The following is a 25,470-nucleotide window of genomic DNA, read 5'->3' on the forward strand; positions in this document are numbered from 1 at the left end:
GGGCGACCGCTTGGACCGGTCGGGGAGGCTCGGTTTGGTCAGGATCCGGGAGACGTGGGTCAGTGCAACAGCAACACCTCGTTCGCCAAGTGACCCTGTTGCTGTAGCGGACACATGAACGTGTGCCCCCCGCCTCGCGCAACTCGGTGCCCCCGGACAAGCGCACGAGGCGGCTCCGCCGCCGGTAGAGGTCGCGAACGGATCATCCGAGGAGGACGAGTGCCCGATGGCGGAACCCCGCCGTCGGGCACTCGTGCCGGTCGCTCAGTCGCTCGGTCGCTCGGTGCCGGTCGCGGACGAGCTTCCCGGGCCCTGCCAGCCGGTGGCCGAGGGCCAGACGACGGAGACGTCGAGGACCCGTTCGACGAGGTCGGGGATCCACGGCTCGTCGGGCGGCGAGGTGAGGACGACGTGGAGCCGCTCGGGAGTCCCGCCCGTCATCTGTCCGATCTCCCGCACGCGGACGGCGCCGGCCCGCACGGCGTGGTACGAGGTGTGGCCGGCCGGAAGGACCTCGCAGACGATCGGACCCCGGTCTCCGGGCCGGACGACGTCGACGATCGACGAGTCCTGCGGCTTGTGGCCCGCCCCGAAGAGGGTCGCCATGAGCTGGTGGCGCACCGCCTCGTGCCGGAGGCACGTCCGGTCGGCCTCGGCCGCGGCCGCGAGCTCGGCCGTCAGGACGTCGGCCAGCGCGGCCGCGGCGGACACCTCGGAGGACTTCTCGCCCGTGAGCTTCGCCAGGGCGGCGACCGCCCGGTCCCGCCAGCCGCTGCTCTGCAGGACCTCGCCGAGCCGCTCCAACTCGGCCGCGTCCGCTGACCGTACGGCCTCCGGGAGGCTGCGGGAGAGGTCCCGCAGCACCGTCAGGTCGGGGGAGGACGGGGATCCCAGGAGTCGCCAGACGGAGAGCCAGTCGGCCTGGTCGCGGCGGAGGCAGCCGCCGACCAGAGCGTCGAGTTCCAGGAGTCCGGTCTCGGACAGTTCGGCCGGACCGTCGTCACCGATTGCGGTCAGGACCGCCAGCGCGCTCCTGTAGCGCTCGGTCGAGCGCTCGGAGATCCCGTGGCGCCCGAAGTCGTTCGCCGACACGACGTACACGCCGGAGCGGCGTTGCACGACCCAGACGTCCAGTTCCTGCCCGGCCTCGGGCGCCCGGTCAGTGGGCCTCAGCTTCAGGAGGTACCGCCGGTGCCGGTCCTCCGGCACCGGGGTGACCCTCCAGTGGAGCTGGTCACCGTGGGCGAGGGCGCGTACCCGCAGTTCGGTACCGGGTGTGAGTTCGTCCGCCGCTCCCAGGCCGGCGGCCGCCAGGATCTCCGCGTCCAACGGGGTGGGCCTGCGGACGAAGAGCACCGAACCGCCGTCCGGCGAGAGGTTCCAGGTACGCGATGAACCGAGGACGAGGTGATTGCCCCGCGGCTGGGTCTCGATGTGGCCGCCGGACAGGTCCGCCGCCAGCGCGTTGCGGAGCCGGCTCAGGAAGGCGTCCGACTGATCCGACCGGTCCGAGGCGAGGTCGGCGTACGCGGTCCGGGCCTCGGCGCTCACCTGGATCTGCTCGACCGTCAGGGCGCGTACCGCAGCCGTGTCCTGGAGAGCCGGGCCGCGGTCGGCGGCGAGCCCGGAGACCCGGTACCGGGACGGGACCCCGGCCAGGTACTGCGCAGGACTCCGTTCGCCGTGCACGCTCCGGTAGCCGGTCAGCGCCGTCCCGTCGTGGCTCAGGACGAACCGGTAGCCGCTGAGGTCGACGAGCCGGTAGCCGTCCGTCTGCTGCGCCTGGCGCCCGTTGGTGAGGAACGTGGCGATCACGCCACGGATCTCGGCTTCGGCCTCCTGGTCACTGCCACCGTGCGCGGTCACGAAGGCCCGGACGGCGGCCCTGGTCACCCGGAGCCTGCCGAGGAACGCTTCCGACGCCTCCAATCCGGTCCCGAGGTCGGCGTCGGCGGGCACCCTGGGCAGGTTGCGAGGTGTCGGCCGCTCCGGCACCGAACTCGTTCGGAAGCCGCCGCAGGAGCTGTCACGGCACCAGCCGTCGGCGTTCTGCGTGGTCAGCTCGCAGCGCTGCCCGTCCAGGTGGAAGCGTGAGCAGACGCGACCCTGCGCCGGGCCGGACGCAGGCTCCGGTGCGGGATCGTCCGGTCCGGCGGAGGGCGACGGGCCGGCGGCGGGCAGCATGACCGCAGGCAGGGGTGAGGTGTGCAGCACCGTCAGCGTCTGGGTGCTCCGGGTCAGGGCCACGTACAGCTGCCGCGGGCCCTCGGCACCGCGGGCGGTGATAGTCGCGGGCTCCAGGACGAGGACGTGGTCGAACTCCATGCCCTTCGCCTCGCCGGCGGTCAGGACGGTCACCGCCTCCCGGACCTCGTCGGTCATCGCCTCCGCGGCGTCGACCAGGAGCCGGACCTGCTCGAGCCAGTCCGAATCGTCGGGGACGACCAGGGCGATCGAGCGCTGGGTTCGACCGTCCGATCCGGCCAGCCGTGCCGCGTGCCCGACCGCCTCGGCGAGGAGCTGCCAAGGCGTCGTCTCCACGATCCGCACCGGCTCCCCGTCCGCCTCCTTCACCGCGGCCGGGAAGGGAACGGACGGGGCCACCGCCCGGGCGAGCGGAGCGACGAACTCCATGATCTGCGCCGGCACCCGGTAGCTGGTGGTGAGCTCCTCGAGGTGCCAGCCGCCCTCGCCCGCCAGGATCCGGCCGATCCGCTCCCAACTCGGGTAGTCGTGCGGTCCGGTGGCCTGCGCGAGGTCGCCGAGCACGGTCATCGACCCCCTCGGATTGCGCCGCCGTAGTGACCGGGCCTGCATGGGAGTCAGGTCCTGCGCCTCGTCCACGACGATGTGCGGGTAACGCTGCGGCATCTCACCCGAGATGAGGGTCCGTAGCTCTTCGAGGCACACCAGGTCGTCCAGGGTCCACGGCTCGTCCTCGGCACGCTCGGCGGCCGGGCGCGACAGCAGCGCCTGCTCGGCCGCGTCGAACACCTCGGCGGCGCACTCGGCCAGCCTGCCCGGCGAGTTCAGCAGGCTCCGCAGGGCCTCCTCGGGGCTGAGGGGAGGCCACGCCCGTTCGACGAGCGCGGCCACCTGGCGATGACGCTCGACGCTCTGCCGGACGGCCCGGTCACGAGCGCGCTGCGGGAAGCCCTGCCGCAGCGCGGCCAGCAGGAGGTCGACCAGCACGTCGCGGAAGCGGTCCCGGCGGGCCCGGTAGTGGCCCGGCCCGGTGCGGGCGGCCTCGAAGACGCGGCGGACCTCGGACGCCGGAACCCTCAGGGGCGAGCTGCCCAGGACGATGGTGAACATCGGCTCGCCGTGCTCGTCCGTGGGGGCGGTGACGGCGGCATCGACGGCGGCCGGTCGGCAGTTGCCCTCGACCCGGCGCCGCAGCACTTCGGCCATGCGCTCGTCCGACTTGATCCGGCGCACGGACGGGGCGTCCTCGGCTCGCAGGCTCCCCGTCCAGAGGAAGGGGAGCTCGACTGCGGTGACGTTGCGCGTGCCCAGGGTGGGCAGGACCCGGCCGACGTACTCCAGGAACCTCCGGTGCGGGCCGACCACGAGGATGTCCTGAGCCTGGAAGCGCTTGTTGTCGACGAGCCAGGTCACCCGGTGGAGGCCGACTGCCGACTTCCCGGTGCCGGGACCGCCCTGGACGACCAGGACACCCGTGGACGGGCCGGCCACCAGCGCCATCTGGTCGGGCTGGATGGTTTCGACGATGTCGCGCATGCGGCTGCGGCGGGCGCGGTCGAGGTCCCGGAGGAGCAGGTCGTCCACCGCCGGTTGCCGGGCCCCGGAGTCGGGGCCGAAGACGTCCCCGGGGGACGGCACACCCGCCCCCTCTCCGGTGGCGGCCGGGACCGGCGGGGCTATCTCGTCGCGGTAGTCCCGGACCGTCCGTTGGTCGCAGTCCAGACGTCGCCGCAACCGGACCTCACCTGGAGCGTCCGGCGTGGCCAGGCGCCACGCGGTGGCGAGCTCGTTCGTCCAGGAGATGACGACGGTGTCGCGGGTCTCGGCGTCGTGCACCGTCCGCCGCCCGACGTAGAAGACCTCCGGTTCGCCCGTCTCGTCCGACCGGGTGTCCACCCGCATCGTGACGAGGTTCTCGCCCTCCAGACGGAACACCTCCGCCCTGGCCGCGGACTCCGCCCGGGCCGCGATGCCGTCCTTCCTGCTGGCTGCCGCCTGGGCCGACGCGTCGCCGGACAGTTCGGCGAGCTTGGCTTCGTAACAGGCGTACGCGCGGTCGACCGCCCGCTGTTCGGTGGCGATGACGGCCGACCTCGATGACGTGCTCATGTGCTTCCCCTCCCGCGGGCGCCGCACTGCGCGGCCGCCCGCCTACAGCCGCCACTTGCGTACCAGAGCGTGCGCGTACGTCGGGTGCGGAATGCCGCATTCGTTGCGGAAGCGTAGGGTTCCGGCCGCGCGGGAGATGCCTTGGGCGGGACGTCAGCGTGCTGCTCGTCCTTCGTCTCCGGTGCGCAGAATCGATGTGCTTGAGCCTGCCCGTCGACTCAGCTGGTCGGCTAGGGTGCCGGAGTCTTCCGCCGATCTGGGTTGGAGGTAACACTCTGGCATCTGGGGCGGGATGATGGACGTCAGTCGGTCCCGCCGGCCCTCGATGACGGCCTCATGGTGGCACTCGGCGCGCAGGGCCCGGACCATCAGGGCGGTGTCCCACACCTCGCTGACCAGGAACCGCCAGGTGCCGTCCGGCTGTTGATCGGCCAGTAGGCTTTCCCGGCACCGGTGGGTGGCCGGATGGTCGGGAGCCGTTCGGGTCAGAGCCAGGTGGAGCATGCCGGTGACCAGCGGCATGCCGAGGAACGAGCCGTCCGAGGACTGCGCGCGCTGCACCTCGCCGAGCGTACCCGCGGGCACGGGCAGACCCGACGCGGAGCAGGCGATGGCCTCGAAGGACAGCAGCATGATCCGTTGCCACGGCTTGAGCCGGCTGCTTCGTTCGCCTCCCAGCGCGGCCTCGGTGTCGGCCAGCAGTCGGCGGGCATCGGCGTCGGGCGCACCGAGGATGCACGCCAGGGCGTGCAGGTACAGGGTCCGCCGGGCGTGCGGCCCGGCGGTGGCCGACAGGTCGGTGAACGCCGGGAGCTCTCCGTCGGCGGTGGCCGTCTCGACCAGCCACCGGTCGGCCGCCGCGACGAACGGGTCGTGCCGCTGCACGGCAGCGCCCCGCAGCCATGCCCGCGGAGGCCTTCCGGGCCCACTCCCACGCCCGTGGGTCCCGCGCCGTCCACCGCCTCGAAGCGGGGTGCGTGATCGCCTGTCGGCATCGCGCCATCCTGTTCGTGTAGCGACTGTCACAAAGGGCGCGTCAAGGCCGCAGGCCTTGCGGTGAGATGGCCGCCCGAGCGAAGGATCTTCGGCTTCCATGCGCAGGATTCACTGCGAACCGAAGGTCTGACTTCTGTAGAAGATGCAACATCTTTCACACGACCGGCTTGAAGTGATCACTCCGGGTCCTCAACTCGATCACACATCCGAGTCGTTCGCTCGCGCCTGGTAGGAATGACTTCGAGCGGGCCGATCGCCACCGGATCGCCTTGACCAGCGCCGACGGCGCGTCCGGCAGTAGACGTCGCCGACCGGTCCGCGAACAACGGGGGCGTTGAAAGTTCTTCACATTTTCCATCTGGGGGGCATTGCCATGTCTGAAAACACCACCACCGAAGTCACCCGTCGGCGGATGCTGCAAGGCGCCGTCGTCGCCACGGCCGTCGCCGCGGGCACGGTCGTCCTGGGCCTCACCGGCCCCGCCATGACCCCCGCCAGCGGCGCCGACACGGAGGGCGGCGAAAGCTTCGACGAGGTCTTCCGCGGCCGCCGCATCCAGGGCATGCCGATGTCCGGCGACGGCCACCACGCGATGAGCGGCTACATGGTGCTGATCGACGGCCGCGAACTGCACATGATGCGGAACGCGGACGGCACCTGGATCAGCGTCATCAACCACTACCAGACCTTCACCACGCCGCGCACGTTGGTCCGAGCTGCCGTCGACTCCCTGGACGGCGCCGATCTGGCCCCGCTCGCCGCCTGACTCCGGACCGCGCTCCGGCCTCCGCACAGACCACCCTCAAAGGAACAACCATGGCAGTCCGCAAGAACCAGGCGACCCTGACGGCCGCGGAGAAGCGCGCTTTCGTCAACGCGGTCCTGGAACTCAAGCGCCGCGGTGCCTACGACGCCTTCGTCAGCACGCACAACGCCTTCATCATGAGCGACACCGACACCACCGAGCGCACCGGCCACCGTTCGCCGTCCTTCCTGCCCTGGCACCGTAGCTTCCTGCTGCGCTTCGAGCAGGCACTGCAGGCGATCGACGCCACCGTCACGCTGCCGTACTGGGACTGGACCACCGACCGCACACCGGACTCCACGCTTTGGGGTCCGGATCTTCTCGGTGGAGGCGGCACCGGCACCGACGGCCGGGTGGCCACCGGCCCGTTCGCGCAGAGCTCCGGCAACTGGACGCTCACCGTCAGGCCCGACACCCGCAACTACCTGATCCGCCGACTGGGTCAAAGCGGACAGAGCCTGCCGACCAGGGCCGACGTGGACGCCGTGCTGGGGATGGCCACGTACGACGCCGCGCCGTTCAACAGCTCCAGCGCGGGCTTCCGCAACAACCTGGAAGGCTGGGCGGGCGTCAACGTGCACAACCGGGTGCACGTCTGGGTCGGCGGCACCATGAGCACCGGAATGTCGCCCAACGACCCGGTGTTCTGGATGCACCACTGCATGATCGACCGCCTCTGGGCCGCCTGGCAGAGTCGGCACCCGGGCGAGAGCTACCAGCCGGTCCGCCGCACCAGGAACGTGGTCGCCCTGAACGACACCATGAAGCCGTGGAACGACGTCACCCCGGCCGACCTGATGGACCACACCAAGTTCTACACGTACGACAGCGCGTACTGATCCGGCCGGCACAGGCCGGGGACCGGAGCAGTGGCCCATGCTCCGGTCCACCTTGGTGATTCGGGCAAGGGACAGCGAGGCGGTCCTCGTGGCGGAGGATGCCCTCGACGACGACGTCCTGGACGACTGGCTGACCGGGGCCATGGACGTCGCGGCCGAACTCCCGCCCAAGCAACGCGGGCCCGCCCGCACAGGAGCCACCGCCGAGGCGGCAACCTCCTCGCTCGGACACCTCGGGCCCGTCTCCAGGGGGAGCCCGGCTCGGCTGGACCCGAATTCGTTCATGCAGCTGCGGTGCGCGTCGGGGTAAGCCGCAGACCGGGGTGTTCGGGACGCGGAAACCCTTCCGGGACTGGGCCCTTCGGGCTCCGTCCGGCGAGCTCGCTCGAGATCCGGCCGGTGTGCGCCGACATTGGTCAGGGCGCGGGCGCGCTCGTGGGGCGATCGGGAGGAGCGAGGCCGTGGGGCGCAGTGTGGTGTCACGGGTGCGGAGCCCGGGATCGGGCCTGTCGGACTCCGTCGCTGGTCAGGTAGGGTAACAGGGTGTTCCGCCGATCTGGCTGGGAGACAACTCCTCCGTGATGAAGAAGGTCATCGAGCGCCTCTACGCCTGCTCCTCCATCCTCAACTCGGCGGGCCAGTACGCCTACTACGGCCGCGTCGGCGGCTGCCTGATCACCGGCAACGAGGACGGCGCCAAGCACTGCGCGATGAACGTCCTCTACAGCCTCCAGCACCTCGGCTACACCGTCCCCCCGCAGGCCGACGCCGGCTGGGTCGGCGAGGCAGGGCCCGGCCCGTCCTACCTCGACCCCGGTTCCGGCGGCCCGGACAACGACTTCACCAACCGCAACGCCACCTTCATGACCTGGAACCAGCTCCACCTCGCCCGCATGCTCAAGGACGCCGGCGGCATCCCGGCCCACGGCAACCAGCGCTCCGAGTGGGACGCCGGCTGCCGCTTCGACTTCGAGAACCCCGAACACCGCTGAAAGCCGACGTGAAGCAGGAGGTGGAGGACAGCCTGGCTGATCGTCATGTGGTGGAACTTCATCGGCCGCGCCGGTGAGGAGATCGTACAAGCACGGAACGACTGGGAGTAGGGCTCGCGGTTCGGCGAAGTGCACGGTTACGGCGGCGCCAGGCTGCCTGCTCCCGAGGTGCCGGACCTTCCTCTCAAGTCGCGCGGTCGGATGCGCTGACCTGTGCACGTGTCGCGATCGGGTATGCGTGCGGTCGCTGCTGGCCGGGATCTCGGGGCGCTCCTCGACCAGCGAGTCGAGGAGCGCCCCGGAAGACCTTCGGTGGTGCCGAAAGCAGCTGAGGTGAGGGCTCCTCGGTTCTCGTGTTCGTGCGCGTGTAACAGGGTCTGCTCGGATGGATGCCGACTCTTTGCTGACCTCTCTGACTGACCGTCGGGTGAACAGGCTCGTCGCGGCTACGCTGTGCCCGTCCAGGCTCGGTTGCCGAGGAGGGTCTTGATGTCCGAGGCGAGGCCGTTGTCGGGGTTCACCAGGAAGCCGAGTTCGTAGAGGGTGTCCTTGTCCCAATTGGTGGTCAGCAGGCGGACGGGGACGTCGCCGGGGTGGGCCTGGAGGGCGAGCTTGAGTTCGGCGACGGTGTCGGGGGTGACCTTGCCGAGGGGGACGGTGATCTGGACGGGCGGTTTGGTGCCGAGTTCGGCGGAGGACACGTCGAGCGTGGTGATCTCCTGACCGAAGACGCTCAGTGACCCGTCGCGCTCGTTGAGGCGGCCGCGGACCGAGATCACGTTGTCCTCGACCATCTGCTCGGCCATCAGGTTGTAGGTGGCCGGGAAGAACAGCACCTCGACCGAGCCGTCGCGGTCGGCGAGGGTGATGATCGCCCAGGCGTTGCCGGCCTTGTTGATCCGGCGGTCGACGCCGGTGATCAGGCCGGCGAGGCGGACCTCGCCCTCGGAGCGGCCGGAGCCGAGGAGTTCGGCGATCGAGGTGTCGCGGTTGCGGGAGAGGATGTGCTCGGCGCCGTCGAGCGGGTGGCTGGAGACGTAGAGGCCCAGCATCTCCCGTTCCAGGGAGAGGAGTTGGCGGCGGGGCCACTCGTTGTCGGTGAGCTGGAAGTCGAGCCCGATCGCGGGGGTGTCGTCACCGCTGTCGAGGGCACCGAACAGGTCGTCCTGGCCGATGGCCTGCTGCTTCTTCACGCCGGTGACGGCGTCGATCGCGCTCTCGTGCACGGTGCTCAGCGACAGGCGGGTGTGGCCGAGCGAGTCGAAGGCGCCGGCCTTGACCAGGGAGTCGACGGTGCGCTTGTTGCAGACCACCAGCTCGACCTTGTCCAGGAAGTCCGCGAAGGAGGTGTACTTGCCCTTCTCCTTGCGGGTCTTCACCAGCGACTCGATGACCGGCACACCGACGTTGCGGACGGCCTTGAGCCCGAACCGGACGTCGCTGCCGACGGCGGTGAAGTCGACCACCGACTCGTTGACGTCGGGGGAGAGGATCCGGATGCCCATCTGCCGGCACTCGGCCAGGTAGACCGCCATCTTGTCCTTGTCGTCGGCGACGGAGGTGAGCAGCGCGGCCATGTACTCGGCCGGGTAGTTCGCCTTCAGGTAGGCGGTCTGGTAGGAGACCAGGCCGTACGCGGCGGAGTGCGACTTGTTGAACGCGTAGCCGGCGAACGGGACGAGGACGTCCCACACGGCCTGGATGGCCTCGTCGGAGTAGCCGCGCTCCTTGCAGCCCGCGTGGAAGGGGACGAACTCCTTCTCCAGCACCTCCTTCTTCTTCTTGCCCATCGCCCGGCGGAGCAGGTCGGCCTGGCCGAGCGAGTAGCCGGCCAGCACCTGGGCGGCTCGCTGGACCTGCTCCTGGTAGACGATCAGGCCGTACGTGGGGCCGAGGACCTCCTTGAGCGGCTCCTCCAGCTCGGGGTGGATCGGGACGATCTCCTGCTGGGCGTTCTTGCGCAGCGCGTAGTTGGTGTGCGAGTTCATGCCCATCGGGCCGGGCCGGTACAGCGCCGAGACGGCGGAGATGTCGGCGAACTCGGTCGGCTTCATCAGCCGCAGCAGGGCGCGCATCGGACCACCGTCGAGCTGGAACACGCCGAGGGTGTCGCCGCGGGCGAGCAACTGGTAGGTGGTGGGGTCGTCGATCGGGATCTTCTCGATGTCGACGTCGACGCCGCGGTTGGCCTTCACGATCTTGATGCAGTGGTCGATGATGCCCAGGTTCCGCAGACCCAGGAAGTCCATCTTGATCAGGCCCATGGCTTCGCAGGACGGGTAGTCGAAGCCGGTGATGATCACGCCGTCCTTGTCCCGCATGTGCAGCGGGATCAGGTCGAGCAGCGGGGTCGAGGAGAGGATGACGGCCGCGGCGTGCACGCCGGTGCCGCGGATCAGGCCCTCGATACCCCGCCCGGTGTCGATGATCTTCTTGACGTCGGGCTCGTTCTCGTACAGCGCCCGGATCTCGGTGCCCTCGTTGTAGCGGGCGTGCTTCTCGTCGAAGAGGTCCGCCAGCGGCACGCCCTTGCCCATGACGTCCGGGGGCATCGCCTTGGTGATCCGGTCGCCCATGGCGAAGGGGTAGCCGAGGATGCGGTTGGCGTCCTTGACGGCGGCCTTGGCCTTGATCGTGCCGAAGGTGTTGACCTGGGCGGTGTACGCGGAGCCGTACTTCTCAGTGACGTAGCGGACCATCTGGTCGCGCTGGCGGTCGTCGAAGTCGATGTCGACGTCCGGGGGGTTGATGCGCTCGGGGTTGAGGAAGCGCTCGAACAGCAGGTCGTGCTCCAGCGGGTCCAGCTGGGTGATGCCGGTCAGGTAGGCGACCATCGAGCCGGCCGCCGAACCGCGGCCCGGACCGACCGGGATGCCGTTGTCCCGGCCGTACTGGCAAATGTCGGCGACGACGAGGAAGTAGGCGTCGAACCCCATCGGGGTGATCACGCCCATCTCCAGCTCGATCCGGTCCAGCACTTCCTGGCTGGGGTTGTCGCCGTAGCGGTGCTGGAGGCCGGCGGCGATCTTCTGGCGTAGGTACGAGGCCTGGGTCTCGCCCTCGGGCACGTCGAACTGCGGCATCCGGTCGACGTAGGTGAAGACCTCCTCGTACGACTCCACGCGCTCGGCGATCGCCAGCGTGTTGTCGCAGGCCTCCGGCAGCTCGCGGAAGAGCTCGCGCATCTCCTCCGCGGTCTTCACGTAGTAGCCCGAGCCGTTGAACTTGAAGCGGTTCGGGTCGTCCTTGTTCTTGCCCACGCCGACGCAGAGCAGGCTGTCGTGGGCGTCCGCCTGGTCGGCGGTCACGTAGTGCGAGTCGTTGGTGGCGAGGAGCGGGATGTTCAGCTGCTTGGCGAGGCGCAGCAGGTCCTGGCGGACGTCGCGCTCGATGTCCAGGTCGTGGTCCATCAGCTCCAGGAAGTAGTTCTCCTTGCCGAAGATGTCCTGGTAGGCGCCGGCGGCCTTGACCGCCTCGTCGTACTGACCGAGGCGCAGCCGGGTCTGCACCTCGCCGGAGGGGCAGCCGGTGGTGGCGATGATGCCGCCGGCGTTGGCGGCGATCAGCTCGCGGTCCATCCGGGGCTTCATGTAATAGCCCTCCATCGACGCGAGCGAGGAGAGCTTGAAGAGGTTCCGCAGACCGGTGGCGTTCTGCGCCCACATCGTCATGTGGGTGTAGCGGCCGCCGCCGGAGACGTCCTTGCCGCCCTCGCCGTCGGCACCGGTCGGGCGCTGGCCGCCGGGGGACCAGAACACCTGCTTCTTCAGGAAACGCGAGGCCGGGGCGACGTACGCCTCGATGCCGATGATCGGCTTCACGCCCGTCTTGGCGGCGGCGTGGAAGAACTCGTACGCACCGAACATGTTCCCGTGGTCGCTCATCGCGATCGCCGGCATGCCCTGCCGTTCGGCCTCGGCGAACAGCTTGCCGTTCTTCGCCGCCCCGTCCAGCATCGAGTACTCGGTGTGGACGTGCAGGTGTGTGAAGCTGTCGGACACGGCGGAGCGGCTCCTTGAGATGGGGACGTGACGCAAAGCCGCCCACGGTAGCGGGTCGGCGCGCACGACTCGCCGTGACCGGGAGGAAGAGGCTGTGGATTTGACGAGACCTTCCCACCGTGCTGACGGAGCTTTGACACCGCGACCGTCCGGTCCGTCGAACGCCCGGCCGACCCCGCCGGGCGCTTCGCCCGTACCGGGGGATCATGGAGCTGCGGAGGCACTCGGCCGGTGAGGCGGTGAGTTCGGCGGTGAGCGGGAAGCTGCGGGTGTACCTGGGCGCGGCGCCCGGGGTCGGGAAGACGACCGCGATGCTCGCCGAGGGGTGGCGGCTGCGTGACGGCGGGCTGGGCGTGGTGGTCGGTTTCGTGGAGACCTGCGGCCGCCGGGGCACCGAGGAGCAGCTGGCCGGTCTGCCGGTGGTGCCGCGCCGCAACGTGGCGTACCGGGGGATCGAGCTGACCGAGTTCGACCTCGACGCCGTGCCCGCCCGTCGGCCCGCGCTCGCGCTGGTGGACGAACTGGCTCACCGAACGTCCCGGGCAGCCGCAACCCCAAGCGCTGGCAGGACGTGCAGGAGCTGCTGGATGCCGGGGCCGGAGGTGTGCGCGAGGATCTGCCCGACCGTGACGTTCGCGCCGGGCGCCTCGTCCGGCAGGTCGGGCAGCAGGTCCCGCACCGTGGTGTCGGTGGTGATGCTGTCGGTGAGTCCGATCAGCGGCCAGGTGGCCAGCAGCTTGGTCAGCGACGCGGCGTCGTAGAGCGTGTTCGGGCCGGGCCGGGCGGGCTCAGGGTGTCGCCGTCCGGGCTCCGCGATCACTGTCGGGCCGACTTGCGGGCGGCCCGGCGGCGGGTCAGGAAGACGCCGATCAGCATGCCGACGAGGATCGTGACGGTCAGGACGACCCAGAGCGGCATGGTGACGTCGGAGACCCACAAGGTGATGGTCACCGAGGTCGTGTTGACCGCGATGAACCAGACGGCCAGGACCGCGATGACGGCCATGGCGATGGTGCGCAGCCGTACCTCGCGGCCCTTGACCGTGAGACGCGACGGCTCGTGGTGCGTGCTGGCGTTCTGCGGCATGGTTTCAGTATCGGGGGATTTGCGGGATTCGTCCCCGGAAGGTGCCGGTGCGGGCCCAGGGCCGGTGTGGGAGCCGGGCACGGGACCCGCCCTGGCACGGCCCGGGGGGCCTTGGCGCACCTGCCCGGACGGCACCGGGCCGGCGGCGCGCAGCCGCTCCACCGACCGCTTGGCGGGCTTGACCGACACCGGCCAGTGGCCGCCCGGGAACTGGCTGCTGTCGACGGCGTTGCCGTGCAGCGCGGCCATCTCCTTGGCCTGGGTGCCGTGCAGCACCAGCAGGGCGCTGACCGCGGCGACGATCACCGTGGTGTTGACCCCGGCCTCCTCGATGATGATCAGGAAGCCCGCCCATGAGAAGACCACCGAGCCGACCGGGGTGGTCGGGGGCCGTCGTCCTCGGCGCGGCCGCGGTCCGTGACCGGGGCGCGAGCGGCGGTCCCCACCGGGAACATCGCCTTCTTCGCCGTGGAGACCGTACTCGCCCTCTTCGCGCACGACCGTCTCGGCATCGGCACCTTCGGCTTCGGCCTGCTCCTCACGGCGGAGGCCACCGGCGGTCTGCTCGGCGCGGGCATCGCCTCCTTCCTCGGCCGACGACTCGGCACCGGCACCGCGCTGACCTGCACGGCCGCGGTCGAGGGACTCGCCGTCCTGGGCCTGGCTGCCGCCCCGAACCCGTACGTCGCCGGCCTCGCGCTCGCCGCCTGCGGAGCGGGCATGGGCGCCACGATGGTGCTCGCTCCCTCCCTCCCTCCGGCAGGCGATCGTCCCCGCCCACCTGATGGGCCGGGTCGCCTCCACCTCCCGCATGCTCGGCATGTGCGCCGCCCCGTTCGGCGCCTTCCTCGGCGGCTGGCTGGCCACCACCTGCGACGTACGCACCCCGCTCTACGCCGCCGCCGGCCTCCTCCTCACCATGACCGCCGTCACCGCGACCATGACCAGCAACCGCCGGGTCGAGGCCGCGCTGCGCGCCGCCGCCGCCCCGGCCGGTGACCCGGATCGGCCGGAATCCCGGGATCCCGTGCACGCGGGTGCCATGTCGGGGAGCTGACCCAGGGCCACGACCGTCGCGGCACGGATCGCCGACCTGGTCACCCTCGCCGCGCCGGGTAAGCCGGCCACCCTTCCGCCAAGCCGGATGGGCCGGTCACGGGGTACGCCACGTTCGCGGGCCTGCACCGGATCGTCGAGGCGCACCGGTGGTCGGCGTCCCGTACCCGACCCGGGGATTCCTCCGGGCCGGGCCGGGTCGGCTGAGCTCGGGTCATCGGCTTGTCAGGAGGTCGCCTTGAGGGTGTCGTCGAGCCAGTCGTAGATGCGGGCCTGGGACAGGCGCATGGCACCGGGGTGACAGTGGGCGCCGGCGCCTTCCTCGGCGGTGAGGACCATCAAGGTCTTGGGGCAGGTGAGGTGGTCGTAGAGCTGCTCGGGCTGGCCCTTGAAGAACATGTCGTCCTCGGCGTCGCAGACGAGGGTGGGGCACTGGATCCGTTCGGCGATGCCGCCGGCAAGGCTGTAGTCGAGGTAGGAGGCGTTGAAGGCCCGGGGAGTGTCGACGCCCATGACGTACATGCCGTGGTTGATCGCCCAGCGGGCGATCGGATCCTCGGTCATGATCTGTTCGAGGGCGGCGTCGAGTTCGGGGGCGGACTGCGCACGCAGGAGCCGCTCGGCCTCCTCGCGGGTACCGGGGATGTTGCGGACGGAGGTCTGGCCGAGGTCGTAGAGGCCGTCGACGGCTATCAGCGCGGCCAGGCGGTGCTCGAACGCCGCGGCCCTGGGGGCGAGGACACCGCCCATGCTGATGCCGAGGAGTGCGATACGGCTGTTGTCGACTTCCGGGAGGGTCTCGGCGAAGTCCACGACGGGGGTGATGACGTTCTCCCAGTCGGGGCGGAAGACCAGGCCCTCGCGGTGGCGCGGCCCGGGCATGCCGGGGCCGTCGAAGACCAGCACGGTGTAGCCGCGCTCGACACCGGCCATCGCCCCGAAGAAGTGCAACTCCTCGGCGGTGCCGTCGAATCCGTTGTGCATGATGAGCGTGGGCCGTGGTGCCCCGGAGTCGTCGACGCGGTACAGGTAACCCGGCAGGGTGGTGTCCTGGTACGGGATCTCGACCGGCTCGATGACCGGGGTGAACAGCGCGGCCGCCGCCCGGAAGCAGGCCACGCTGCGGTCGTAGGCGTGGTCGTGACGGGGGTCGCAGGGGTGGCCGTGCAGGAAGAACTCGGCCGACCGGTAGTAGTTCGACGCCCGCAGGAGCCCGTCCCGGGCACTGACCCTGTGGCCGGCCGCCAGTGCCTTCTCGGCCTCTCCGGACACCCGGTCGGCGGCGGCCAGCCACTCGGTGTACCAGCTGGCGTAGTCGCCCTCGGTGATCCGCTCGGCGGTCGCGACGACCTCGCCGAAGTCCGCGCCGCCGTAGGCGATGTGGCTCATCGACCGCAGGGTCTCGTACCAGAACTGGATGTTGTTCGGGAACAGCAGCTGCTTCATCGCACACTCTCCGTGGGGCTCGTAAGCACAGATTTGTGCTTACGCGAGGAACTGTAGACCCGGGAACCCTCCGAAGCAAATATTTGTGCTTACGATGGGGGCATGACCCAGAAACAAGCGTCCGCACGAGTGCGCAGGAGCCCCGAAGAGGTCCGCGCGGCCGTCCACCAGGCAGTCGTCGACTTGCTCTCCGACCCGGCGGGCGAGGACCTCAACATCCCCGCGATCGCGCAACGCGCCGGCGTCAACCACACCAGCGTCTACCGGCGTTGGGGCAACCTCGACGCACTCCTGGCCGACACGGTGACCACTCGTCTCGAACGCGACTCACCGCTGAACGACACCGGCACCCTGCGCGGCGACCTCCTCGCCTGGGCCGAAGCCAGCGTCGCGAGCATCCGTACGTCCGAGGGACGCGCCCTCGTGCGTGCCGTCGTCCTGTCCATGCCGAACAGCGCCCAGGCCCAGGCCGAGCGCGCGCAGCAGTTCCAGCGCCGGATGCACTCCATCGAGCAGATCCGCCGGCGGGCCACGGCCCGGGGCGAGAACCCGCCACCCCTGGAGCAGATCCTCGACCAGCTCATCGCGCCGTTCTACATCCGGGCGATCTTCGGCATCGACCCGCCGGACAGTGGCTACCCCGAACTCCTCGTCGACAGACTGCTCGGCGACGGAAGCGCGCCCGGCGCAAGCAGTGCGTCCGCGGCAGACTAGGCGGTCGGGCGGGGCACCCGCATGGGTGGTGGGCCGCCGGCGCGGCCGGTGGGCGGCGTGGGCGCGGTGGCAGGCGGGATGGCGCTCATGGGCGAGGGTTCGGATTCCCCGGTCGTTCCCGTCACCGGCCGTCCGGAGCAGGCGCCGCTCGCGGCGGGCGCGTACCTGATCCGGACCGCGGGCGCCCGTCCCTGCCTCGGGGAGTCCACGGCCCACGACAGCGGTGGCCGAGTCGGACAGTTCGACTGTCCGGGGAACGTACCCACCTACGTCCTGGAGCCGGCGGGCGGCGGGCAGTACACGATCCGTCCGCTCCATCCCGTCCTGGGCCACGGTTGTCTGGGAGTGGACTCGGCCCTTCTCACCGACGGTGCCCACCTGATGAACGACTACTGCGGCCGGCGGGGCACCGCCGAACGATGACAGGACCGTGTCGACGGTGGGTCCACCGACGCCCAGGGCGCCGAGAAGCCGCTTGAACACCATCCGGGGCACTTTTTACAGAGTCGGGGAAACGAGCGCGCTGATCGTACTTTGCCTGCTCTTGGCCGGTGCCGGGGGAGCCACTCGAGGCGTCGGGATCCTCTCGCCGATACCGAGTGTTCCGTCGTTTCCGAAGGCCGTAGATTCGCTCCACACCCACCACGTCCTACCTCGACGAGGGCTCCGGCGGGCCGGAGAACGACTTCACCAACCGCAACGCCACCTTCATGACCTGGAACCAGCTCCACCTCGCCCGGATGCTCAAGGACGCCGGCGGCATCCCCGCCCACGGCAACCAGCGCTCCGAATGGGACGCCGGCTGCCGCTTCGACTTCGAGAACCCCGAACACCGCTGACCGCGGTGCAGGCTGCAGCTGCCCGTCCGCTGGCGTTCTCAGGCGACACCCACCACCGCACCGAGCCAGTCGTGGCGTACCTGCACCGTCGAGAGGATCGGGCCGAGCCGGCGGTCGTCGAGGCCGCGGACCGCGGACGAAGGTGCCAGGTGTACACCAGCAGCCCGAGCCAGCCTGGCCGTTCAGCGGAGGGGCGTCGTGGGGAGTTGCTGCTCCGCCCAGATGATCTTGCAGGCTGGGCTGTAGCGGCTGCCCCAGCGTTCGGCGATCTGGGCGACGAGGAACAGTCCGCGCCCGCCTTCGTCGGTGGTTGCGGCGTAGCGCAGGTGTGGGGCGCTGCTGCTGGTGTCCGAGACTTCGCAGATCAGCGTTCGATCCCACAGCAGGCGGGCGGTGATCGGCGCGCCGCCGTACCGGATCGCGTTGGTGATCAGCTCGCTGAGGATCAGCTCCGTGCTGAACGCCATCTCGTCCAGGCCCCACTCTGCCAACTGCGCCGTGGCACAGGCCCGGACGCCGGCCACCGCGGCGGGGTCCGACGGCACGTCCCACTGGGCGACGCGGTCGTCCGACAACGCGCGGGTGCGCGCCACGAGAAGGGCGACATCGTCCCTTGAGCTCGTGGGCAGCAGTGCGTCGAGCACCGCGTCACAGGTCTCCTCGGGCGTCGGGTCGGCACCGGCCAGGGTGTCGCGGAGGAGCGCGAGTCCATGGTCGATGTCCCGGCTGCGGTCCGCGACGAGGCCGTTGGTGTACAGCACCAGCCGACCGCCCTCGGGCACCTTCAGCTGTGCCGTCTCGAAGGGTAGTCCGCCCACGCCGAGCGGCGGGCCGGCCGGCAGGTCGAGGTACTCCGCCGTGCCGTCGGGCGCGATGAACGCGGGTGGAAGATGGCCCGCCCGCGCCAGCTCGCAGTACCCAGATACCGGGTCGTAGATCGCGTACAGGCACGTGGCCCCGGTGATCCCGGTATCACCGCGCGCCGTGTTCTCGTCCTTGTCGATCCGGCTGACGAGTTCGTCGAGGTGGGCCAGGAGGTCGTCGGGCGGCAGGTCCAGCATGGAGAAGTTGTGCACCGCCGTTCTGAGACGGCCCATGGTGGCGGCGGCGTGCACGCCGTGTCCGACGATGTCTCCCACGACCAGCGCTACGCGACTGCCGGACAGCGGGATGACATCGAACCAGTCTCCGCCGACGCCCTGCTGCGCGGGCAGGTAGCGGTAGGCGACGTCGAGTGCGTTCTGCTCGGGCAGTCCGTGCGGCAGCAGGCTCTGCTGGAGGGTCACGGCCGTGCTGTGGTCGCCGGTGACGGCCGAGACGATCTGCTCGTGCGTGGCGAACCTCGTGTCGAAGAAGCCTCCGTTGCGGCCGAGACGCAGCACTGCCACCCGGTCTGCGACCGCACGAACGCTCTCCAGGTCGTGGCTGACCACCAGCACGCCGAGCCCTTGGGAGCGCAGCCGCTCGATCAGCTCCAGGACCAGGGCGGTCTGTCCGACGCCGAGGGCGGCAGTGGGCTCGTCCAGGATCACGAACCGGGGTTCGCCGATCAGTGAGCGCGCGATCGCGACGGTCTGCCGCTGGCCGCCGGAGAGCGAGCCGACCGGGACGTGCAGACTGGGTATCCGGATGGACAGCGCGTTCAGCAGCTCGCGGCAGCGTCGTTCCATCTCGACCTCGTTGAGGATGCCGAACCTGCGCACTTCGCGGCCGAGGAAGAGATTGGCGACCGTGTTGAGGTTGTCGCACAGCGACAGGTCCTGGTGGACGGTGGCGATGCCGAGGTCCTGGGCGTCCATCGGCTTGCGGAGGTCGACCCGGTTGCCCTCCCACTCGATGACGCCGCTGTCCGGCGGGCACACTCCGGCGACGACCTTGACCAGGGTGGACTTGCCGGCACCGTTGTCCCCGACCAGCGCGACGACCTCCCCCGCATCGACGTCGAGGCCGACGTCGCTGAGGGCCTGCACGGCACCGAACCGCTTGGAGATGCCACGTAGGGCCAGCAGGGGAGTGCTTGCCACGGAAACCGTCTCCTTCCCCGTCGCGCTTCAGCGGGCGACGGACCGCACCAGCAGCAGCGCGATGTCATCGGTCCGGTGCTCTGCTTGTTCGGCCCGGCCGACGAGCGCGTCGGCCAGCTGGTCGAGCGGGTCGCCGCCGTGGCGGGCGAACGTGACGGTGAGGTCGGCCAGAGCCTGATCGGGGTCGGCACCGGGTGTGTCGACGAGGCCGTCGGTGTAGAGGGCCAGGGTGGTGCCGATCGGCAGGTCGATGCGCATCTGCGGGTACTCGGCTGCGGGGTCGACGTTCAGCACCACGCCGCCGGGCGGCTCCAGTGGCTGCGCTCGGCCGTCCACGCCGTACAGCAGGGGCACGGGATGGCCGGCGTCGGCCAGCCAGGCCACGCGGCGGTTGAGATCGACGCGAAGGTAGGTGCAGCTGGCCAGCAGGCCGGTGTCCAGGTCGGCCAGGAGGCGGTTGGTGCGCGTGAGCACGGTGCTGGGATCGGCGTCGGCCGCCGCGAAGGCGCGCACGGCGGTGCGGATCTGGCCCATCAACGCGGCAGCGTTGACATTGTGGCCCTGGACGTCGCCGATGACCACGGCCACGCTGCCGGGCCCGACGCGGATGATGTCGTAGAAGTCGCCTCCGACGTCCATGCCCTCGGTGCCCGGCAGGTAGCGCGCTGTGGTCTGCAGCCCCGGTACGGCGGGCAGCGCGTGGGGCAGCAGGCTGTCCTGGAGGCCGTGGGCGAGGCCGAGCTTGGTGTCGTACAACCGGGCCCGGTCCAGTGCCTGGGCGATCAGACCGCCGAGTGAGGTGAGGACGGTACGTTCTTCCGTGCTGAAGTGGTGCGACTCGGCGAACGCGAGCACACAGGTACCGATCAGCCTGCGCGAGGTCACCAGCGGCAGGTACGCCCACGCGGCCATCCCGTCCTGGGTCTCGGGGCGGTTGGGGTAGAGCCGTTCCAACTCGCCGCGGTTCTCGAAGAAGGCCGGCACGGGGCTGGTCGACGCCTGCACACCGGGAGTGGCCTCCGTCAACTTGGTGCCGTCGAACCGGTCGACCAGGCCGGGGGGATAGCCGTGGTGGGCCACGATGCGCAGCCGGCCGGCCTCGGCCAGTAGCACCGCGACGGCCTGGCCGCCGAACGCCGGCACGATCTGGTCGGAGACCATGCTCACGACGTCCTGCACGGTGACCGCCTCGGTCAGTGCGCTGGCGAGGTGAAGGATGTGGTAGAGCGCTCCGGGCCGGGTGTGCACCGCAGGCTCGGCGGATGCTTCGGCGGCCGGGCCGTGGCGGGAGGCATCGGCGGTGGTGATCTGGGCGGTGAGGCCGGTGGTGTCTGGGAAGAGCTGGAACGACAGCCACCGGTCCGGCGGTCGAAGTGCGACGAATGAGGTGGACTGCCCGCTGATGACCGCCGCCCGGTAGTGGTATTCGTACACCGGATCGCGCAGCCACGGCAGCGCCGTCCACGGCCGCGCCCCCAGCAGCCGCTCGACCGGCTCGCCGAGCAGCTCGGCGGCGGCCGGGGTCACTGCTGCCACCCGGCCGTCCAGGTCGATGTCGCAGAAGCCGTCCGGCAGCCGGCCGGTCATCGCGGTGATCGGGTCGACGGAACGTTCCTGCACCACCACGGGGTGCGGGCCGGGGCGGATCGGACCGCCCGCGCCGGCCGCCTCGGTCAGCACTCTGGTCAGCTCCGAGGCGAGCGCGTCGAGCCTGTCGCGTTCATCGGGCGACAGCTGCGCCGGATGCGACGCGGGCCAGATCAGGAAGACGGCACCGTACGCTGTCGGCCCCGCGACGAGCGGCACGGCCCCGAGACAGAACGGGTACGGCATGGCGACGGCGACCCTCGGATAGCGGCGTGCCATCTCCTGCGCACCGCCCACCCACACGACGTGGCCGCTGCGCACGGCGTCGGCCACCGGGATCGGGGCGGAAACGCCGATGTGCTGCCACGGTCTCGTGAACTGCCGAGCGGCACCGATCGTGACCGCCAGTTCGAGCAGCTGACGGTCGTCCGACAGTAGGTAGAGACCGCCGAGGTGCGCGTCGAGCCGCTTCTGCGCCGACCGTAGCTTCTGTGCCAGGGCCTCGAGGCCGTGCTTCGCCGTCGCCTCGGCGGGCTCGGGGCCGGGCCGCGACGGTGGATTCTGTGACATGTCTACGACGGCAACTCCATTCGAGCCGACGAGCGGACCGGTAGCCCCTCTCTCCCATCTTGGCCTTGTCGGTACCGGATGTCCCGCCGCCGCCTCTCGGCCGGGCCCCGAGGCGGTCCCGCCGGCGAACCCGGAGTGCGCCGGGGAAGGCCTCACCGCCGTCAATGGCACCGGGCGTTGCCGCAAGGTCGCCATGCCCGCTCTGCTGCTGTCAGCGCACTGCGGCTGCCGCCACGCCGACCGACTGCGGTCGGCGGAGAAGTCGGAGTTGCTCCGGACCCTGCCGTTCGAGGTGAGCCTCGACGAGGGCTCCGGCGGGCCGGAGAATGAACGACTTCACCAACCGCAACACCACGTTCATGACCTGGAACCAGCTGCACCTGGCCAGGATGCTCAAGGACGCCGGCGGCATCCCGGCCCACGGCAACCAGCGTTCCGAGTGGGACGCCGGCTGCCGCTTCGACTTCGAGAACCCCGAGCATCGCTGAATGGCCGGCCTCGGTGGAACAGCAGCTGGAGCCTGATCGCGGCGCCGCGGTGCCGTGTCGATGAACCAAGGCACCCGTCTGGCTGTCTGACAGGTTCGCGGTCCGATCATGCGCCGTCCGCCGGCGCGGCGTCAAGGTCCGACTCCTGCCACGGCGCACCGGGGAGGAGCACCGAAGGTCTGCGGTCGCCTGCCGTCGGGTCCGCTCCTGCGCGGACCCCGCAGGATGAGAAGTCCACAACTGATCGGATTTGATCGTACGGCTCTCACAGGGCAGGCTCGGTGTCGCACAGTGGTGGAACCGCCACGGTCCGGCACGGAGGGAGCCGCATGTCCGGGACCGAGCACAGCAAACCAACGGCACACGTGGTCGTCGGGTATACCCCGCAGGACGGTTTCGTCGCCGTCCAATTCAGTCCGCCTCCAGCGGAATACGTGTGGCATGACCGGCAGGCCGAGCACCGCCAGGACCGGTTCGGGCCCGGCAACTGCTACCAACAGTGGCTCGCCGTCGATGTCGCCACCGGTGCCGTCTGGTTCGGTGACACCGACTGGCGAGCACAGGGCGGGTCGGTCGACCAGTCGCTCCCGGGACATCGCCGCGCTACGGTCGGCGATGGCGCACTGCCGTCCCCGGCCGTGTTCGCGGTCCTGCTCACCCACCGCACCGTTGACGACCAGGGCGCCGACACCTGGCGCTTCTTCGGTGTCGAGGAGCTCCATGCGCTCGTCCGGCGGGTACTGCCCCTGGTCCAGCGGGTGATCGGCTCGCTGCACCGCGTGGGCTCGGGCGGGGATCTGGAATGGTCCGCCGAAGCCGCTACGGCCTGGACCGATCTCGAACAGGCCTGCCGGTTCACGCTCGACGCGAGGGGAACCGTGACCTGGTCCGAGCCCCGCATGAGCCCGGTTCCCGCGTGGCGGGTCGAAGTGCAGGACTTCCTCGCCGGCAACCCCGAGTTCTGCGACCCGGCCTGGGCGACAGCCACCGACGCCGAGCTGGACGGCTGTGCCGCATACAAAGCCGATTCCGGATACGGCGGCGTTCCGGGCCTGATGTGCGCCACGGCGGGCGTCCGGATCGAGGAGGGTTACACCTTCTACGGTCACCGTGCGGCCCTGTACGCCTACCGCGCGGCCGCCTGCGGCGACCGCGCCCCGGTCGAAGCCGGGCTCTGGCTGCGGACCAGCGATGCCGGACGGAGCAGTTGGGAGGGCGCGAAGGTCGTGGGAGCGAGTCTCGCCGACGCCCCTGACTGCGTGTTGGACCACCTCGCCGAGACGTTCCGCAGCGCTGCGGCCGACGACGGCGTCGTCCTCACCGGCCTGACGGCCTACCTGCGGCAACAGCGGGCCGGGGAAAGGGCGGCAGTCGACGACGCGCTCGTCGCCACCGGGGAAGAACTGAAGCGTCTGGAGGAGCTGCTGAAGGAGGTCCGCCTGGTCCGGAACACCGTCCTGACCCGGGTCCTCAGCTGGACCGACGGGCGGGACGATGAGGTGATCGCCGGTCTCGCGGCGATGTCCCCTGTCGCCGTGGCCGAGTGGCGCGAGCGGCTCACCGCCGACCGGGGCGTCCGGTCGGAAGCCTGAGGGGCGGCCCGGAGGGCCGGCCCGCAGGCGGGCCGGCAACGCTCCGCACCGTCGGGGCGTTGCCCCCGCTCACGAGAGGGCGGCCAGCGCCTGCGCGGCGAGCATCCGTTCCAGGGCCAGGAGGGCGCGCGGGGCGTGCCGGGTGTCGACGCGGACGGTGTAGATGAAGCGCGTCAGCTCCGGGTCGGCGAGGGGGCGTGCCACGACCTGCGCGCTGCCCGGGGGCAGGGCGAGCCGGGGCATGACGGCGACGCACAGGCCGGCGGCCACGAAGCCGAGCACGGTGTTGAAGTCGTCACCGTCGTATTCCAGCCGGGCCTGGAAGCCGGGGGTCCTGGCCATCTGAGCGAGCAGTTCCAGGCGCAGGGCGGCCTCCGGGGCGGCGATCCACGTCTCCGACGCGAGGTCGGCGAGGTCGATGACGTCCCGGTGGGCGAGGTGGTGGTCGGCCGGGAGGACGGCCACGACCGGGTCCCGGGCGACCAGCGTTCGGCGCAGCGTCCGGGGCGGTGGCATCGGGATGAAGTCGTAGTCGTAACTGAGGGCCAGGTCCATGTCTCCACGCTTGAGCCGGCTGTAGCCGGCTTCGGGCTCCACCTGGGAGAGGCTGACCCGGACGTCGGGATAGGTCGCGTGAAGCTCGGCCAGCGCCTGCGGGACGATGCCGGCGGCGGAGGAGGCGAAGGCGCCGAGCCTGATCCGTCCGGCCGTGCCCGCGCGCATGGCGTCGAGTTCCAGGGAGGCCGCCGCCAGGGCGCTCCGGACGCGCTGTTCGGCGTCGAGGAGGACCGTGCCTGCCGGGGTGGCGCGCACGGGGCGGCGCTCTATCAGGATGAGGCCGGCCCGGCGCTCGAGTTCGGCGATCTGTTGTGAGACGGCGGGCGCGCTGTAGCCCAGCTCGCGCGCGGCGGCGTTGAAGGAGCCTTGGCGGATCACGGCTTCAAGGGTGGCGAGCAGTCGGGGGTCGAGTCTCTGCACGGAGTTAACGCTCACTTATCTGTCGCGAAGATGTCTTTTCTTGTACTTAAGGGTGAACGGCAGCAGGATTCTGCTCGCGGCCCGGATGCGCAAGCCCGGGTCCGCGGCCCACACCCCCCGTCGTCGGGCGCGTTCGTGCGCCCGTGGGGCCGTGCACCCCCTCCTCCGCAACCGCCTCCGTCAGGCGGGCTGCGGAGGAGACGGCCGTCGACGGTCGATCCCCCAGCTGTAAGGAAGTGGTATGCCCAAGCCGCTCATCGGACTCACCACCTATCTCGCCCAAGCCCAGTGGGGGGAGTGGGAGTTGCCCGCGGCGCTGCTGCCCGCGGCCTACATCAGCTGCCTCCAGGCGGCGGGCGGTCGTGTGGTCCTGCTGCCGCCGGACGCGCCGGAGGCCGCGCCGGATGTCGTCGCCGGCCTGGACGGGATCGTCCTGACCAGCGGTGAGGACCTGGATCCCGCGTTGTACGGGGCGAAGCCGCATCCGTGCACGCAGCCGCCGGTGCGCGAGCGCGACCGCTGGGAGTGGGCCGTGCTGGCCGAGGCCCTCGCGCGTGACCTTCCGGTGCTCGGAGTGTGCCGGGGCATGCAGCTGATGAACGTGCACGCGGGCGGCACCCTGATCCAGCACCTCCCCGAGGCGGTGGGTCACCACGGGCACAACCTGCACGGCGGCCACTTCTCGCCCCATGCCGTCACCACGGTGCCGGGGACACGGATCGGTGCGCTCATTCCGGGGACGCGGCAGGTCGCCACGCACCACCACCAGGCGGTGGAATCCCTCGGGGCCGGCCTGGTCGTGGGCGCGCGCGCGGCGGACGGCACCATCGAGGCGATCGAGAGCACCCGGCACCGCTTCGTGGTCGGCGTCCAGTGGCATCCCGAAATGTCCTTCGACCTGGCGGTGGTGCACGCTCTGGTGGCCGCGGGCAGGTCGGCCCCGGCCTCCGCTCCGGGTCGCACCGGCGAGCGGAAGGTGCGCGTCCGGCGGAGTTCGCCCGTCACCGGGGCGACGCCGGTGTCTTGACACCGCTGTGCTCCGACCCCGAGGATCGGCCTGTGAACCTGTCAGACAGCCAGACAGGTGGTTCGATCCCGCGGCGCGTCAGCGCGATGGAAGCGGTGTTCGGCCACCTGCGCAGC

Annotated in this window: 14 protein-coding genes and 6 pseudogenes; 12 read left to right on the top strand and 8 right to left on the bottom strand. The window is 70.6% G+C overall.

What is annotated here, in order from left to right; translation table 11 throughout:
• Positions 1-264: 264 nt before the first annotated feature.
• Both ABTY15_RS24240 and ABTY15_RS24245 read right to left on the bottom strand, forming a co-directional pair.
• Positions 265-4,314: an AAA family ATPase gene (locus ABTY15_RS24240; protein WP_350598721.1), complete on the bottom strand. Its 4,050-nt coding sequence runs from the start codon at positions 4,312-4,314 to the stop codon at positions 265-267.
• Positions 4,315-4,467: 153 nt separating this feature from the next.
• Positions 4,468-5,199, bottom strand: coding sequence for a hypothetical protein (locus tag ABTY15_RS24245; protein WP_350598724.1), 732 nt, complete (start codon positions 5,197-5,199; stop codon positions 4,468-4,470).
• Between the two features lie 484 nt (positions 5,200-5,683).
• On the opposite strand from ABTY15_RS24245, the gene melC1 reads away from it, so the two are divergent.
• The 5 genes and pseudogenes from melC1 to ABTY15_RS24270 all read left to right on the top strand — a co-directional run.
• Positions 5,684-6,076 (top strand): apotyrosinase chaperone MelC1, encoded by a 393-nt coding sequence (gene melC1 / locus ABTY15_RS24250; protein ID WP_350598730.1) that lies wholly within the window; start codon positions 5,684-5,686, stop codon positions 6,074-6,076.
• Positions 6,077-6,126: 50 nt separating this feature from the next.
• Positions 6,127-6,954, top strand: a complete 828-nt coding sequence (melC2, locus tag ABTY15_RS24255) for a tyrosinase MelC2 (RefSeq protein ID WP_350598734.1) — start codon at positions 6,127-6,129, stop codon at positions 6,952-6,954.
• An 88-nt stretch (positions 6,955-7,042) separates the two neighbouring features.
• Positions 7,043-7,264 (top strand): hypothetical protein, encoded by a 222-nt coding sequence (locus tag ABTY15_RS24260; protein ID WP_350598739.1) that lies wholly within the window; start codon positions 7,043-7,045, stop codon positions 7,262-7,264.
• A 241-nt stretch (positions 7,265-7,505) separates the two neighbouring features.
• Positions 7,506-7,946 (top strand): annotated as a pseudogene (locus ABTY15_RS24265) (flavodoxin family protein); the annotation flags it as partial.
• A gap of 39 nt (positions 7,947-7,985) precedes the next feature.
• Positions 7,986-8,156: pseudogene (locus ABTY15_RS24270) on the top strand (pirin family protein); the annotation flags it as partial.
• A 236-nt stretch (positions 8,157-8,392) separates the two neighbouring features.
• Here ABTY15_RS24270 and dnaE read toward each other — a convergent pair.
• Positions 8,393-11,947 (bottom strand): DNA polymerase III subunit alpha, encoded by a 3,555-nt coding sequence (dnaE, locus tag ABTY15_RS24275; protein WP_350598745.1) that lies wholly within the window; start codon positions 11,945-11,947, stop codon positions 8,393-8,395.
• 206 nt (positions 11,948-12,153) lie between these two features.
• Here dnaE and ABTY15_RS24280 point away from each other — a divergent pair.
• Positions 12,154-12,542 (top strand): annotated as a pseudogene (locus ABTY15_RS24280) (sensor histidine kinase KdpD); the annotation flags it as partial.
• Positions 12,543-12,763: 221 nt separating this feature from the next.
• Here ABTY15_RS24280 and ABTY15_RS24285 read toward each other — a convergent pair.
• Positions 12,764-13,399 carry a LapA family protein gene (locus ABTY15_RS24285; RefSeq protein WP_350598785.1) on the bottom strand — a complete coding sequence of 212 codons (636 nt, stop codon included), beginning with the start codon at positions 13,397-13,399 and terminating at the stop codon, positions 12,764-12,766.
• 78 nt (positions 13,400-13,477) lie between these two features.
• Between ABTY15_RS24285 and ABTY15_RS24290 the strand changes: the two are divergent.
• A pseudogene (locus ABTY15_RS24290) lies at positions 13,478-14,090 on the top strand (MFS transporter); the annotation flags it as partial.
• Between the two features lie 224 nt (positions 14,091-14,314).
• Here the strand turns inward: ABTY15_RS24290 and ABTY15_RS24295 are convergent.
• Positions 14,315-15,535, bottom strand: coding sequence for an alpha/beta hydrolase family protein (locus tag ABTY15_RS24295; protein WP_350598752.1), 1,221 nt, complete (start codon positions 15,533-15,535; stop codon positions 14,315-14,317).
• A gap of 102 nt (positions 15,536-15,637) precedes the next feature.
• Here ABTY15_RS24295 and ABTY15_RS24300 point away from each other — a divergent pair, with 102 nt between their 5' ends.
• Both ABTY15_RS24300 and ABTY15_RS24305 read left to right on the top strand, forming a co-directional pair.
• Complete coding sequence (locus ABTY15_RS24300) at positions 15,638-16,249, top strand: TetR/AcrR family transcriptional regulator (RefSeq protein WP_350598760.1); 612 nt, start codon at positions 15,638-15,640, stop codon at positions 16,247-16,249.
• A gap of 638 nt (positions 16,250-16,887) precedes the next feature.
• Positions 16,888-17,088 (top strand): annotated as a pseudogene (locus ABTY15_RS24305) (flavodoxin family protein); the annotation flags it as partial.
• A 182-nt stretch (positions 17,089-17,270) separates the two neighbouring features.
• Here ABTY15_RS24305 and ABTY15_RS39830 read toward each other — a convergent pair.
• Together ABTY15_RS39830 and ABTY15_RS24320 are read right to left on the bottom strand one after the other, a co-directional pair.
• Complete coding sequence (locus ABTY15_RS39830; protein WP_502893577.1) at positions 17,271-19,112, bottom strand: SpoIIE family protein phosphatase; 1,842 nt, start codon at positions 19,110-19,112, stop codon at positions 17,271-17,273.
• Positions 19,113-19,139: 27 nt separating this feature from the next.
• Entirely contained in the window at positions 19,140-21,269 is a 2,130-nt protein-coding gene (locus tag ABTY15_RS24320) for a SpoIIE family protein phosphatase (RefSeq protein ID WP_350598766.1), read from the bottom strand.
• 298 nt (positions 21,270-21,567) lie between these two features.
• On the opposite strand from ABTY15_RS24320, the pseudogene ABTY15_RS24325 reads away from it, so the two are divergent.
• Together ABTY15_RS24325 and ABTY15_RS24330 are read left to right on the top strand one after the other, a co-directional pair.
• Positions 21,568-21,757: pseudogene (locus ABTY15_RS24325) on the top strand (flavodoxin family protein); the annotation flags it as partial.
• A gap of 329 nt (positions 21,758-22,086) precedes the next feature.
• The gene (locus ABTY15_RS24330; protein ID WP_350598768.1) at positions 22,087-23,349 is read left to right on the top strand and encodes a hypothetical protein; all 1,263 of its coding nucleotides are present in this window, start codon (positions 22,087-22,089) and stop codon (positions 23,347-23,349) included.
• Positions 23,350-23,418: 69 nt separating this feature from the next.
• Here the strand turns inward: ABTY15_RS24330 and ABTY15_RS24335 are convergent, their stop codons facing one another.
• Complete coding sequence (locus tag ABTY15_RS24335) at positions 23,419-24,327, bottom strand: LysR substrate-binding domain-containing protein (protein ID WP_350598775.1); 909 nt, start codon at positions 24,325-24,327, stop codon at positions 23,419-23,421.
• 241 nt (positions 24,328-24,568) lie between these two features.
• On the opposite strand from ABTY15_RS24335, the gene ABTY15_RS24340 reads away from it, so the two are divergent.
• The gene (locus tag ABTY15_RS24340) at positions 24,569-25,354 is read left to right on the top strand and encodes a gamma-glutamyl-gamma-aminobutyrate hydrolase family protein (protein WP_350598778.1); all 786 of its coding nucleotides are present in this window, start codon (positions 24,569-24,571) and stop codon (positions 25,352-25,354) included.
• Positions 25,355-25,470 lie beyond the last annotated feature (116 nt).

Source organism: Kitasatospora sp. NPDC097643 (genome assembly GCF_040302625.1).
In the GTDB taxonomy this organism is placed as follows: domain Bacteria; phylum Actinomycetota; class Actinomycetes; order Streptomycetales; family Streptomycetaceae; genus Kitasatospora.

What these genes read in the sequence shown, in the direction of transcription:
- ABTY15_RS24240 (WP_350598721.1), bottom strand. Translation starts at nt 4,314, where the DNA reads ATGAGCACGTCATCGAGGTCGGCCGTCATCGCCACCGAACAGCGGGCG.
- melC1 (WP_350598730.1), top strand. Translation starts at nt 5,684, where the DNA reads ATGTCTGAAAACACCACCACCGAAGTCACCCGTCGGCGGATGCTGCAA.
- melC2 (WP_350598734.1), top strand. Translation starts at nt 6,127, where the DNA reads ATGGCAGTCCGCAAGAACCAGGCGACCCTGACGGCCGCGGAGAAGCGC.
- ABTY15_RS24295 (WP_350598752.1), bottom strand. Translation starts at nt 15,535, where the DNA reads ATGAAGCAGCTGCTGTTCCCGAACAACATCCAGTTCTGGTACGAGACC.
- ABTY15_RS24300 (WP_350598760.1), top strand. Translation starts at nt 15,638, where the DNA reads ATGACCCAGAAACAAGCGTCCGCACGAGTGCGCAGGAGCCCCGAAGAG.
- ABTY15_RS24320 (WP_350598766.1), bottom strand. Translation starts at nt 21,269, where the DNA reads ATGTCACAGAATCCACCGTCGCGGCCCGGCCCCGAGCCCGCCGAGGCG.
- ABTY15_RS24330 (WP_350598768.1), top strand. Translation starts at nt 22,087, where the DNA reads ATGTCCGGGACCGAGCACAGCAAACCAACGGCACACGTGGTCGTCGGG.
- ABTY15_RS24340 (WP_350598778.1), top strand. Translation starts at nt 24,569, where the DNA reads ATGCCCAAGCCGCTCATCGGACTCACCACCTATCTCGCCCAAGCCCAG.